This window comes from Acinetobacter sp. XH1741 (assembly GCF_041021895.1).
Lineage (GTDB): Bacteria > Pseudomonadota > Gammaproteobacteria > Pseudomonadales > Moraxellaceae > Acinetobacter.
In genome coordinates this window covers 985,909-997,826 of the sequence record NZ_CP157428.1, presented here as the reverse complement: position 1 = coordinate 997,826, position 11,918 = coordinate 985,909, and the positions used below count along the sequence as shown (strand labels likewise).

At 38.9% G+C, this 11,918-nt stretch carries 14 protein-coding genes and 1 pseudogene; 6 read left to right on the top strand and 9 right to left on the bottom strand.

What is annotated here, in order from left to right; genetic code table 11:
- Positions 1-86: 86 nt before the first annotated feature.
- The gene (locus ABLB96_RS04825) at positions 87-1,097 is read right to left on the bottom strand and encodes an AraC family transcriptional regulator (protein ID WP_348895669.1); all 1,011 of its coding nucleotides are present in this window, start codon (positions 1,095-1,097) and stop codon (positions 87-89) included.
- A 263-nt stretch (positions 1,098-1,360) separates the two neighbouring features.
- Between ABLB96_RS04825 and infA the strand changes: the two genes are divergently transcribed.
- Positions 1,361-1,582: a translation initiation factor IF-1 gene (gene infA, locus ABLB96_RS04820; RefSeq protein ID WP_001284370.1), complete on the top strand. Its 222-nt coding sequence runs from the start codon at positions 1,361-1,363 to the stop codon at positions 1,580-1,582.
- A gap of 51 nt (positions 1,583-1,633) precedes the next feature.
- Here the strand turns inward: infA and ABLB96_RS04815 are convergent, their stop codons facing one another.
- Positions 1,634-2,008, bottom strand: a complete 375-nt coding sequence (locus tag ABLB96_RS04815; protein WP_348895670.1) for a lysozyme inhibitor LprI family protein — start codon at positions 2,006-2,008, stop codon at positions 1,634-1,636.
- 170 nt (positions 2,009-2,178) lie between these two features.
- Here ABLB96_RS04815 and ABLB96_RS04810 point away from each other — a divergent pair, with 170 nt between their 5' ends.
- The gene (locus ABLB96_RS04810; protein ID WP_348895671.1) at positions 2,179-2,586 is read left to right on the top strand and encodes a hypothetical protein; all 408 of its coding nucleotides are present in this window, start codon (positions 2,179-2,181) and stop codon (positions 2,584-2,586) included.
- Positions 2,587-2,639: 53 nt separating this feature from the next.
- On the opposite strand, the gene leuB is transcribed toward ABLB96_RS04810, so the two are convergent.
- The 4 genes from leuB to leuC form a co-directional block, all read right to left on the bottom strand.
- Positions 2,640-3,719 carry a 3-isopropylmalate dehydrogenase gene (gene leuB, locus ABLB96_RS04805; protein ID WP_348895672.1) on the bottom strand — a complete coding sequence of 360 codons (1,080 nt, stop codon included), beginning with the start codon at positions 3,717-3,719 and terminating at the stop codon, positions 2,640-2,642.
- Positions 3,720-3,750: 31 nt separating this feature from the next.
- Complete coding sequence (locus tag ABLB96_RS04800) at positions 3,751-4,341, bottom strand: hypothetical protein (RefSeq protein WP_348895673.1); 591 nt, start codon at positions 4,339-4,341, stop codon at positions 3,751-3,753.
- A gap of 112 nt (positions 4,342-4,453) precedes the next feature.
- Complete coding sequence (gene leuD, locus ABLB96_RS04795; protein ID WP_200000239.1) at positions 4,454-5,101, bottom strand: 3-isopropylmalate dehydratase small subunit; 648 nt, start codon at positions 5,099-5,101, stop codon at positions 4,454-4,456.
- Positions 5,102-5,119: 18 nt separating this feature from the next.
- Positions 5,120-6,538 (bottom strand): 3-isopropylmalate dehydratase large subunit, encoded by a 1,419-nt coding sequence (leuC, locus tag ABLB96_RS04790; RefSeq protein WP_348895674.1) that lies wholly within the window; start codon positions 6,536-6,538, stop codon positions 5,120-5,122.
- A 237-nt stretch (positions 6,539-6,775) separates the two neighbouring features.
- Between leuC and ABLB96_RS04785 the strand changes: the two genes are divergently transcribed.
- Both ABLB96_RS04785 and ABLB96_RS04780 read left to right on the top strand, forming a co-directional pair.
- Positions 6,776-7,030, top strand: coding sequence for a DUF2061 domain-containing protein (locus tag ABLB96_RS04785; protein ID WP_348895675.1), 255 nt, complete (start codon positions 6,776-6,778; stop codon positions 7,028-7,030).
- A 117-nt stretch (positions 7,031-7,147) separates the two neighbouring features.
- On the top strand, positions 7,148-8,008 hold the full coding sequence (locus ABLB96_RS04780; RefSeq protein WP_348895676.1) for a LysR family transcriptional regulator: 861 nt from the start codon (positions 7,148-7,150) through the stop codon (positions 8,006-8,008).
- A gap of 5 nt (positions 8,009-8,013) precedes the next feature.
- Here the strand turns inward: ABLB96_RS04780 and ABLB96_RS04775 are convergent.
- Positions 8,014-8,251, bottom strand: a pseudogene (locus ABLB96_RS04775) (hypothetical protein).
- 95 nt (positions 8,252-8,346) lie between these two features.
- Between ABLB96_RS04775 and ABLB96_RS04770 the strand changes: the two are divergent.
- Entirely contained in the window at positions 8,347-8,943 is a 597-nt protein-coding gene (locus ABLB96_RS04770) for a hypothetical protein (RefSeq protein WP_348895677.1), read from the top strand.
- Between the two features lie 4 nt (positions 8,944-8,947).
- Here ABLB96_RS04770 and ABLB96_RS04765 read toward each other — a convergent pair whose 3' ends face one another.
- Complete coding sequence (locus ABLB96_RS04765; protein ID WP_348895678.1) at positions 8,948-10,387, bottom strand: DUF2252 domain-containing protein; 1,440 nt, start codon at positions 10,385-10,387, stop codon at positions 8,948-8,950.
- Between the two features lie 145 nt (positions 10,388-10,532).
- The gene (locus ABLB96_RS04760; RefSeq protein WP_348895679.1) at positions 10,533-11,183 is read right to left on the bottom strand and encodes an HAD family hydrolase; all 651 of its coding nucleotides are present in this window, start codon (positions 11,181-11,183) and stop codon (positions 10,533-10,535) included.
- 183 nt (positions 11,184-11,366) lie between these two features.
- Between ABLB96_RS04760 and ABLB96_RS04755 the strand changes: the two genes are divergently transcribed.
- Positions 11,367-11,852, top strand: a complete 486-nt coding sequence (locus ABLB96_RS04755) for an RNA pyrophosphohydrolase (RefSeq protein WP_309454227.1) — start codon at positions 11,367-11,369, stop codon at positions 11,850-11,852.
- Positions 11,853-11,918: the final 66 nt, after the last annotated feature.

Sequence of the window (11,918 nt, the reverse complement as noted above, 5' to 3'; positions counted from 1 at the left end):
TTTCCCGAAAGAAAAGTAACTCTAGCTGAAGGCCAATCCAGTTATTAAAGCCTTAATGGCACGACTCCGCCATGACATAGAATAAATTAACGATGCTGTTTACGCTTACGGTATTCAACTGGTGTTTCATTGGTCCAACGTTTAAATGCACGATAAAACGTACTTGGCTCAGAGAAACCCGTTAAATATACAATACGCTCCACACTCTCGTTGGTGTTTGCCAAAAGCTTTTTAGCCAAACGGCAACGATAGTCAGAAAGTATTTGCTGAAAACTCGTATTTGCTTCACTTAACTGAGTACGCAAACGACGCGGGGTAATATTCAACTGAGCAGCAACCGTTTCCAAGGTTGTTTCTCCGCTCTCAAGTGTTGACCCAATTGCTCTACGTACTTCCCCCACCAGATCATAACGCGCCAGCTCTTGTAGCTTTTCAATGGCAAGCTGTTCATGCAATTGCAATAACTCAGGCTCTGCTTGCCAAAGCTGGAAATCTAAAATGGCAGGGTCAAAATATAAACGCGTTTCTTTCTGACCTAAGCTAACTGGACAGCCATAAACTCGGAAATATTCATCCTCAGAAGCACCTTCACTAAAATTAAAATCGATGAAGATAGGATGAAATTGTCCTTCGGTAATAAACTTGAAGAATCTAAGTACACCCGAAATTGCACATTCAGAAAAATGACGATTAACTAGATTGTCAGCACCAATCTGTTCACCATTAGTTAAATAACAACGCCCTTCCTCAACCACCAGTTTTGCGTCAAATGCATCACTAATAAGTCGTTGATATGCCAAGGCCCGTTTTAAGCCTTCACCAAAGGTGTCACTACTAATGAAAAGATGTTCAATCACTTGCCCTCGATACAAAGGCAAATGTTCACCTAAATGCAGACCGATGTCTGGATCTTTACTGACTTCCTGAGCGGCGGTCCAAAAGGCATACTGTGCACTTAACGGTGTACGTGCATTTGTATCGACCTGATTTAAAGCGACTCCCGCTTTAGTTAATATTTCTTCTGTTGGCAAACCCGCACGACGAATCGCTTGGTAGCCAAAGCGTAATACAACTGATGCATCTGTTAGCTGACCCACGCAGTGCCCTTCCATGTAGATACTTCATTTATATTTAGGGCTGTTGACTTTTAAGCAATGAACAGTCCCTAATAACTATGATTTTAGATTAGCGTTGATTGACCAAACTGACAACAGAATTACACTTCTTTTGTGAAAAAAATTACATCTTTTTTTATTAGTCATACTTTAACCAGATGCTTTAGCAGAAGTATGTCTATCTTGTTTTTTTTAAATAAATTGACTATAATTTGCGCCTTTCCAATTTGATCATCAGGTAGGCTATGGCCAATAAAGAGGAACTCATTGAGTTCGAAGGCGTTGTCACCGAAACGCTTCCTAATACGATGTTCCGTGTACGTCTTGAAAACGGTCACGAAGTTATTGCACACATTTCTGGTAAAATGCGTAAACACTATATTCGTATTCTTACTGGCGACAGTGTGAAAGTCGAAATGACTCCATATGACTTAACTAAAGGTCGTATTACGTACCGTGCTCGCTAATTAGTGAATGCAAAAAAGCCACATCATGAAGTGGCTTTTTTATTGCGTCTTTTATTCACTTAAACGACTGGTTTTACAGCCTACCGTTTGGCATTCACGCAATCTTTCTTGCAGCCAATGGTTTCTTTCCTGCGTTGTCTTTAAACGACATTGCACGTCTACACTATTCCTATTTGAATTTGTACAGTCAGCATCACGTTGGCGTATCCATGCAAGCTGAGACTTCTTAAGCGTATTTTTTTGGGCTGAATTTAGTTTTGCTCTTAACGCCTGATAATTTTTATTTAGATCTACATCAGCACTCGCATAGATTTTATTTGTACAGTAAATATCATCGTAAGTATTACGCGTACTGTCGCAATTATCTGCATAGACTGACGTTATTCCAACACTACATAAAACTGCTAAAAGTATTTTTTTCATCATGTTTTCCTTAAGTTTTTTTACGAAATTATTATAAAGTGATTTTGAATATGAGTGCATATTTTATAACCACCCATCTTCCATTTATCATAAACTTCCTTTTTGCCTTTACAAGCCAATAAATACAACTTACTGTTCTTTAATAATAAATATAATTTGATAAAGAGAGAAAAATGAATATATATCCCCTATGCCGAATAAGCCTATTGTCACTCATGCTGGCTTATCTTAACGGTTGCATGAGCCACCCCAACCAATCAGTAGATTTACATGAATATTTAAAAGGTTACTTAGGTAAATCATCTACCACTATTGAGCAAAATCTCAACTTAAGAAGCTTCGGTCTTCAAGTGGCTAACGCTCCACAAAAAACATCCAATCAACTCATCTACACAGTTTTACGCCCATTAAGTATTCCAATTCCTATGGTAAGTAATGTTGAAATGGGTGGTAATCCAGTCCCTATTCAATCGGGAATATTAGGTAGCAACTCGTACGACGTTAACTTTAATTGCAAAGTTATTTTTCACCTTAAGAATGACATTGCTGAATCTATTGAGTACCAAGGCAAAGCTTGTTAAACACAGCCATAAAAAAACGCAGCTTAATGCTGCGTTTTTTAACAAAATAGATTTTAAGCAAGAGCAGCAACAACAGCTTGCCCCATCTCGGCTGTACCTACTTTCGTCATGCCTTCAGACATAATATCGGCTGTACGGAAACCTTGATCAAGTACTTGCCCTACTGCATCTTCAATTGCTTTAGCAGCAGCCTCTTCACGGAAGGTATAACGAAGCATCATTGCAACAGAAAGAATGGTTGCCAATGGGTTTGCCACATTTTGGCCTGCTATATCAGGTGCTGAACCATGACAAGGTTCGTACATGCCTTTACCACTTTCATCTAAAGATGCTGATGGCAACATACCGATTGAACCTGTAAGCATTGCTGCTTCATCAGACAAGATATCGCCAAACAAGTTGCCAGTCACAATCACATCAAACTGTTTTGGCGCACGGACAAGCTGCATTGCTGCGTTGTCTACATACATGTGTGAAAGCTGAATATTTGGATAGTTCGCTTGCTGTAAGTCAGTAACCGTTTGCTTCCAAAGCTCTGTCACTTCTAAAACGTTTGCTTTATCTACTGAACAAACTTTACCACCACGTAATCCTGCAAGTTCAAAAGCAACTTTTGCAATACGCTTAATTTCACTCTCAGCATAAACGTCAGTGTTATAGCCTTGTTTTTCACCGTTTTCGAGTTCACGAATACCACGTGGCTGACCAAAGTAAATACCACCAGTCAATTCACGAACAATTAAAATATCTAAGCCAGCAACAATTTCAGGTTTTAAGCTAGAAGCATCGGCCAATTGCGGATATAAAATCGCTGGGCGTAAGTTTGCGAAAAGGTTGAGTTCGCTACGAATTTTTAAAAGGCCACGTTCAGGGCGAATCGAACGTTCAATGGTATCCCATTTTGGTCCGCCAACTGCACCTAACAAAATGGCATCAGCTTTTTTTGCTTGTTCACTTGTTACAGCCGGATATGGTTCCCCATGTGCATCAATCGCTGCCCCACCCAATAAGCCATGTCCCCAAGTCAACGACAAATTAAATTTTTCATTTACTTTATTTAATACTTTTTCTGCTGCCCCAACAATTTCAGGACCAATTCCATCACCAGCCAAAATTAAAATCTGTTTAGACATGAAGTTTTCCATTTTCAAAGACAAGACAGCGTTATGACTGTCGTGGTGTTAGTTTTTTCTGTTCGAGAAATTCACCGAGTCCTGTGGTTACATCAAATGGTCGACAAAAACGGCGAATTACACGCCCATCCTGCTCTAAGTCAACACATAATGGATCTGGTACAGAAACATTGAGCAAACTACCCGAACGGTTAGATTTGTCTCGGTACATTTTAAACATATAGCGATGATTAGCTTTGAATTGGTGAATAACATGGATGGTTTCTGCCCGATCTGGAGAAATCGGATAGTAACGAATCACCACTTCATATTGCTTAGCAGGCACAGATAAATACAAGCTATTGCTTTGACTCAACACCGAACCATTTAATCTTACAATTCCTTGATGAATTGCCTGATTACTAATTCTGCGTGTCTGTGCATCAACAACAGTAATATCATTTAGCCGTTCAAATTCGCAACTTTTTGCGCCAGAACAATATATTGCTGCATTCTGCCCCAAATTTTCTTGTTCAGCCTGCTTAATACGAACAGTATCCAATACATTATGAGTGCTCTGACAAGCACTTAGTGTTATTGCGCACAGGCCCAACAAAAAGCTATGAGTAACGTTCCTCTTCATTGTTCAAGCCCAATCCTCATCTAGTGCATAATTTTAAGCTGTTGTTATGCTTTAGCATGTTAGCAAGAGTTTGAACACGACGCCATGACTATGTTTAAAATGTACCAAAAGGTTAATTTATCTCTTGGAATACCCAAGGACGAATCTGTTTAGTTTTTTCTTCATAAGCGCGAATTGCGTCCGCATTTTGAAGAGTTAAGCCAATATCATCCAAGCCATTTAACAAGCAGTGCTTACGAAATGGGTCTACCTCGAATTTAAACGCTTCACCTGTTGGTGTACGAACTTCTTGCGCAGCTAAATCAATCGTTAACTGATATCCTTCATTCGCAGCACATTCTTTAAATAACTGATCAACAATGTTCTCAGGCAAAATAACTGGCAACATGCCGTTTTTGAAACAGTTATTAAAGAAAATATCAGCAAAGCTTGGAGCAATAACGGTACGGAAACCATATTCATTTAATGCCCAAGGTGCATGCTCACGACTTGAACCACAACCAAAGTTCGTACGTGCAATTAAAACTGTTGCGCCCTGATAACGTGGTTGGTTCAAAACAAAGTCCGGATTCTTTGGACGGACTGAATTGTCTTGTCCCGGATAACCTTCATCTAAATAGCGAAGTTCATCAAATAAGTTGTCACCAAAACCAGTACGTTTAATCGATTTTAAGAACTGTTTTGGAATAATTAAATCTGTATCAACATTGGCACGATCTAATGGTGCAACGATACCTTGTTCAACTGTATAAGCTTTCATGATTTGCTCCAGACCGAATTAAAATGAACGAACGTCAACAAAATGACCTGCGATTGCAGCAGCAGCAGCCATTGCTGGACTCACCAAGTGAGTACGACCACCATTACCTTGACGACCTTCAAAGTTACGGTTTGATGTCGATGCACAGTGTTCACCCGGTTGTAATTTATCTGCATTCATTGCTAAACACATTGAACAACCTGGTTCACGCCATTCAAAACCAGCTTCCAAGAAAATTTTGTCCAAACCTTCTTTTTCTGCTTGCTGTTTAACTAAACCAGAACCCGGCACAATCATCGCTTGCTTAATACTAGATGCCACCTTACGACCTTTAACGACTTCAGCCGCAGCACGAATATCTTCAATACGTGAGTTGGTACATGAACCAATAAACACACGGTCAAGCTGAATATCAGCCAATGCCTGACCTGCATTTAAACCCATATATTGGTAAGCACGTGTCCAGTCACTGCGTTGTACGTCATCTTTAGCTTGTTCTAAAGTTGGTACAGCTTTCGACACTGGAATCACCATCTCAGGTGAAGTTCCCCAAGACACTTGTGGTTCAATCTGTGCACCATTTAACTCAACAACAGCATCGAAAACTGCATCAGCGTCTGAATGTAAAGTGTTCCAGTACGCAACTGCTTGTTCCCATTGCTCACCTTTTGGTGCGTAACTACGACCTTTTACGTATTCAATGGTTTTGTCATCAACTGCGACCATACCCACGCGAGCACCCGCTTCAATTGCCATGTTGCAAACGGTCATACGCCCTTCAATCGACATGTCACGGAAGACTTGGCCACCGAACTCGATTGCATAACCTGTACCACCCGCAGTACCAATTTTACCGATAATGGCCAACACAACATCTTTTGGTGTTACGCCCTTACCTAAAACGCCATCAACACGAACCAACATGTTTTTTGATTTTTTCTGAATCAAACATTGTGTCGCTAAAACATGTTCAACTTCAGATGTTCCAATACCATGTGCCAAACAACCAAAAGCACCGTGAGTCGCGGTATGCGAGTCACCGCACACCACTGTCATACCTGGTAATGTTAAGCCTTGTTCAGGACCAACAACATGCACAATACCTTGGCGAATGTCATTAATACCAAATTCAACAATATTAAAAGCCTTACAGTTATCATCTAAGGTTTGAACCTGAATACGAGATGTATCGTCTTCAATCCCTGCAATACCCTGATCACGCTCTTTTTTAGAGGTTGGAACGTTATGATCTGGTGTAGCCACGTTTGCGCTTAAACGCCAAGGTTGGCGACCTGCAAGTTGCAAACCTTCAAATGCTTGTGGACTCGTTACTTCATGCAATAAATGACGGTCGATATAAAGCAAACAAGAGCCATCATCACGCTGTGAAACTACGTGGTCATCCCACAATTTGTCATATAAAGTTTTGCCTGCCATGTCGTCTTGCTCCATTGGACTGGGTAATTCTAATCTTTCTTCGATTATAGCCAGAGTTTCACATAAATCTAATTTATCATTTTTATAAATTAGAAAACTTTTAGGAATCATTCCTGCATTTATTAATATTTCTTAAAATATATAAATCGGTTTTGTTAATGATTATCATTTGCATAATCCATTTTTAATCTTATACTCTCCTCTCTATACTAAAAATATCTAAAACAGGTAGAGAGAATGATGATGGCTAAAATTCAAAAATTTGTTGTAAATAATCAACGTACATTAAAGAAAACCCTCAGTTATTACATTATGCACATTAGTGTTGCCATGTTAGTCGCATACTTTGTAACAGGTAACATCTGGATGGCCTTAACATTAAGCATGTTAGAACCAACAGTACAAGCATTTGCATTTTTCTTTCACGAAAAAGTCTGGGCAGCTAAAGACCGCCGTATATCAGCCTTAAGCGAAAAAGAGACCATCGCCTAGACTAAGATTAATGCGTTAAATCACAAGTTTATAGAACGTTTGGCTGCAAGCATGATACGATTTTGACGTGGCGACTTTAGCCTCTCTCGATTTCTCTATTCCAAGTTGAGTTGTATTATGAATCTTGCAGCATTTGAAGCTTTTGTAAAAGTTATGGAAACAGGTTCAATCTCTGTTGCTGCAGATCAACTCTTTATTACCCAGCCTGCGGTCACCAAACGTATTCATAGTCTCGAAGAATACTTCGGCGTAAAACTATTTGAATCCGCAGGTCGTGGGGTTCAAGCAACGCATGCTGCACATTCATTATTACCTAAAGTCAAAAACTGGTTAAACGAACTTAGGGACATTCACCACACACTAAGTCATGAACAAACTCAAATACAAGGTCGTTTAAAAATCGGGACGAGTCATCACATCGGTTTGCACCACTTACCTGTACCGCTAAAGCACTTTGTTCAGCAATTTCCACAAGTCACTCTAGATGTACATTTTGTTGACTCAGAACAAGCACACGAACAGGTCCTTGCTGGTGATTTGGAGTTAGCATTTTTAACACTCCCACCTTCAGGTGATGAGCGCCTTAACTACATTACCATCTGGAATGATCCATTAGTCTTTGTCGCTGCTCCGTTTCACCCATTGGCACAGCAAAAGAATTTGACCTTACAAGACTTAATCGAATACCCAAGCTTACTGCCTGCTGCACAAACCTATACGGCTCAAATCACTTTAGCGGAGTTCGAAAAACAAGGACTTAAACCAAAAATCACCATGAGTAACAACCCTCTTGAGTCCATTCGTATGTTGGTATCTATTGGTTTAGGTTGGTCAGTTCTACCAAAAACTTTGTTGAATCAAGATATGCAACAGCTTGATTTAGATGTTGAGATGAATCGTCAATTAGGCATGGTATGGCACCCTGCACGTACACAATCTAGAGCTATGCAAGAGTTGATTAAAATGATGAAAGAATAACCGCATTAACAACTATATTTTTTAACAAGGATATAAATCATAACAGCAAACGGCAGCAGTAAAAATAGAATGCCCCAACTGAAACATATAGCAGCGAAAACAATTCCGCCAATTGCACTCATGAACAGTAAGCCAATGATATAAATAAGTAATTCACCAAGAATAGCAGTAATGAGCTGATCTATAAATTCCTGAAAAGAAACCATTGCAACGTTCATTTTTAGTACGCTTGTTTTTGACCATGCTATTTTAATTAATAAATTTATATATTGATTGGAAATGATACTGTAAATATATATCTTTTATTCTACTATCATTACACTTTTCACTTAAGATTCATGATCGTGAAGAATCAATATTCAAAGATAATTAAAACCAGTTTATACGGATTCGTAGTTTTAGCTGTCTTAATTCTTGCAACATTGATCTGGTTTAAACCGATACGCGTTGTTTTTGCACATCACCTGTCATTGCTACACTGTGAAGGCAATGTATGTGTAGATGATCCAAAATCAGAGCCTCTTGCGACAACACTTTATCATCGGGCATTACAAGAAACCCAAGATAAAGTAGGTGCTTTTCATCAACAGCCCACTATGGTTTTTTGCTCAACTCTAGAGTGTGCAAATACGTTTGGCATGGAAAAAGCAGCTGCTAAAGCTGTGGGTAATTTGGGGTTATTGGTTGCACCACGTGGCTGGAAAGATTTTTACATCACCCATGAACTCATTCATCATCGACAAGCCGAAGAATGGGGAAATATTGCAATGCTAACTAAACCGAAATGGCTGGTAGAAGGCATGGCTTACACTTTAAGTGATGACCCACGCCCTACCTTATCGACCCCATTTCAGCAATGGCGAGCTCAATTCAAGCTTTGGCATCAACAAAATCCTGATCCCAATATTTGGCTGACCACAGAGAAAGTTAAATAATTTATTAAAGTGCATTATCTCCAGCAATCTGAATCTTACCATCAGCAATTTCATTCATAAATTGCTGATAATCTTTTAGATTACGTTCAGCATATTCTTCTGCATAGGTTTGTAATACATCTATAATCGTATTACTCGCTCCAATATATCCCGTAAGTACATCTGCATTTCCAGATTTAGCATGGGCATGTGCTAAAGCCAAACCACAACCTTCAGCATACTCATAGAAATACTCATCATCCATACCATTCAGGTCAAACGTGATTTTCATATCACGTAACTGACGTATATAAAAATCTTGATTTGATATTGAAGAAAATCCAAGAAATATATCACTTGCGGCTTGAATGAGTTGCTGTCCATGCACCACACGTTCGCCTTCGTGATTTACTTTTTCTACAAATAACGGACTAAGAATGGATGGCTTAGCTTCTTTCATTTGTAAAATTAATGGCTCTCGATCTGCATCCTGAAATAATGCAACTGCTGATCGTGTACCGACACTTCCGACACCAACCACTTTTAAAGCCACATCTGTACATTGATAACGATCAAAAAGTACTTGGCGATCATATTTTAAAGAATCACGATATTGTTTAAAAAATACATCCACATACTGACTAAATGGTTCATCTGCACTTGGGTGCCATAATAACGGCGCAGCATCTACAAAATGACGTAATCCTGTATCTTGATCTTGCTTTGTAAGCTTCGGCAAAACAGAATACACCGTTTTTTTCTGTTCTAAATCAAGATTCTTCTCGCATTTCTCTCTTAGTTTTCGGCGTTCAGTATTTTCTAATAAGGTCATGGCATCAATTTTTTCATACCAAACTTGTAGTGGCGAAAGTTTTGCACTTTCTAATAACTGCTGACGATAACTATTTAGCATTATTTTAATTGCCTTTAAACCCACTTTGTCTGCAAGCTTGATATCACGCGCCGCAATCACAAAGCTGGTTGCTAAACGCTTTATATCCCATTCAAACGGGGCAACTAAAGTTTCATCAAAATCATTGATTCCAAATAACAGGTTACGTTCTGGACTTGCAAAGCCACCAAAATTATTTAAATGACAATCACCACAAATTTGTTGAAATAAACCTGAATTTACTTGCTCCCATGCTTGGTCAAAAAGCATCAAAGAAGCCATACCACGATAAAACGTAAATGGAGAAATACTCATTCGTTTTGCACGAATCGGTTTGAGTTTTTCTAAACGTCCTTGGTTACTCCAATCATAGATCGTTAAAGCAGTTGTGCCTTTTGGTCGGTTAGAAAGCTTTGATAGCTGTTCACGCGGTATTTTTTTACGTTGAAGCTTACCTAATTTAAAGCCGTCACTTTTACTTAGTAATTTTCCCTTATAGCTATGACGTGTTAAATCAATACTTTGATCATTCCAAAGTTGTTTTGGTAATTTAATCTGTGACGTTTCTGGCATTATTATTACCTCATTTTTAAACTTATAATTTTTATTAGATATATCCACATTTAATCTTAAATCAGTATGAATAAGAAATATTAATTATTTTAAATATATTTAAGAGTTGGAAGGCCTAACACATGGCTCATCCAACTCTACAATCTTAAATCGACCAGTCCTGAATTTCCCAGTTGTGTTCTTGGGCCAACTTCTCAAGACGATCATCAGGATTGACTGCAATCGAGTGAGTTGCATACTCAAGTAAAAAACGGTCATTAATTGAGTCTGAATAAGCCCATGACTCAGATACGCTACGTCCTGCCAACCAGTCGTCAAGACGTGCAAGCTTACCTTGTTGATAACATGCCAAGCCCGCTACCTTACCGGTATATTTTCCGTTTGCTACCTCAGCATTGGTTGCTAAGATTTCAGTAATACCAAATTCACGGAAAATTGGCACAGTAATAAAATCACTCGTTGCAGTAATACCAACAATAGTGTGGCCCAAGTCTTGATGTTTCTTAATGGCATCGAAACCCTTAGGACGCATTTGTGGACGAATCACTTTTTCCATAAACAACTGATGCAGCTCAGTTAAGTAGTCATTGTCATGCTTTGTTAAAAAACCAAACACAAATTCATTATAAGCATAAGGGTCAAGTTGCCCTGCTTTATAATCTTCATAAAACTTATCATTCATCTGACGATGATGAACCGGATCAACCAAACCTTCATTGACTAAAAATTCACCCCACGAGTGGTCTGAATCGGTATTTAACAAGGTATGGTCTAAATCAAACAACGCCAGTTTCATGAAAATTCTCGTTTAAACTGAAATTTAAGAAAAAAAATGTAAATCTATCTCCGCTAGTCGATAGAAATTCGTTAAGATCGTAGCAATTTAAACATTTTACTTTGATCTTTTCGAGCTGGACATAAAAAAGTGTTTGTCCCCGCGATTAAAGTCAACGATATAGATAAATATTTAGGTAGCCAAATGATCGACTCAGAAGGTTTCCGACCGAATGTCGGGATCATTTTGGCAAACGATGATGGACAGGTTTTATGGGCAAAGCGCATTGGTCACAATGCTTGGCAATTTCCACAAGGAGGCATCCAGTTTGGAGAAACCCCTGAACAGGCACTTTTTCGAGAACTGAGAGAAGAAATCGGCTTATTGCCCGAACATGTCCAGATTATTGCGCAAACCAAAGGATGGCTGCGTTATCGTTTGCCACATCGGTATATTCGGTCAGACTCTGACCCCGTATGTATCGGACAGAAACAAAAATGGTTTTTACTGAAGTTAACTGCATCTGCAAAAAATATTCAGTTAAACCTCTCCGACCCGCCCGAATTCGACGAATGGCAGTGGGTTAGCTATTGGTATCCGCTTGGACAAGTGGTGAACTTCAAGCGCGATGTTTACCGTAAAGCCATGGTGGAGTTGTGTACACAGTTGCCGTTGCAACAATTACCCTAAAAATCATTTATCTAGCAAATGATTTTTATTAAAAGTGCTGTTATAAATACATTCATAGTCTAAAAA

Coding starts and splice junctions, on each gene's coding strand:
- ABLB96_RS04815 (WP_348895670.1), bottom strand. CDS start 2,008: ATGATGAAAAAAATACTTTTAGCAGTTTTATGTAGTGTTGGAATAACG.
- leuD (WP_200000239.1), bottom strand. CDS start 5,101: ATGAAAGCTTATACAGTTGAACAAGGTATCGTTGCACCATTAGATCGT.
- ABLB96_RS04770 (WP_348895677.1), top strand. CDS start 8,347: ATGATCGTGAAGAATCAATATTCAAAGATAATTAAAACCAGTTTATAC.
- ABLB96_RS04785 (WP_348895675.1), top strand. CDS start 6,776: ATGATGATGGCTAAAATTCAAAAATTTGTTGTAAATAATCAACGTACA.
- ABLB96_RS04810 (WP_348895671.1), top strand. CDS start 2,179: ATGAATATATATCCCCTATGCCGAATAAGCCTATTGTCACTCATGCTG.
- ABLB96_RS04800 (WP_348895673.1), bottom strand. CDS start 4,341: ATGAAGAGGAACGTTACTCATAGCTTTTTGTTGGGCCTGTGCGCAATA.
- leuC (WP_348895674.1), bottom strand. CDS start 6,538: ATGGCAGGCAAAACTTTATATGACAAATTGTGGGATGACCACGTAGTT.
- leuB (WP_348895672.1), bottom strand. CDS start 3,719: ATGTCTAAACAGATTTTAATTTTGGCTGGTGATGGAATTGGTCCTGAA.
- ABLB96_RS04765 (WP_348895678.1), bottom strand. CDS start 10,387: ATGCCAGAAACGTCACAGATTAAATTACCAAAACAACTTTGGAATGAT.
- ABLB96_RS04760 (WP_348895679.1), bottom strand. CDS start 11,183: ATGAAACTGGCGTTGTTTGATTTAGACCATACCTTGTTAAATACCGAT.
- infA (WP_001284370.1), top strand. CDS start 1,361: ATGGCCAATAAAGAGGAACTCATTGAGTTCGAAGGCGTTGTCACCGAA.
- ABLB96_RS04755 (WP_309454227.1), top strand. CDS start 11,367: ATGATCGACTCAGAAGGTTTCCGACCGAATGTCGGGATCATTTTGGCA.
- ABLB96_RS04780 (WP_348895676.1), top strand. CDS start 7,148: ATGAATCTTGCAGCATTTGAAGCTTTTGTAAAAGTTATGGAAACAGGT.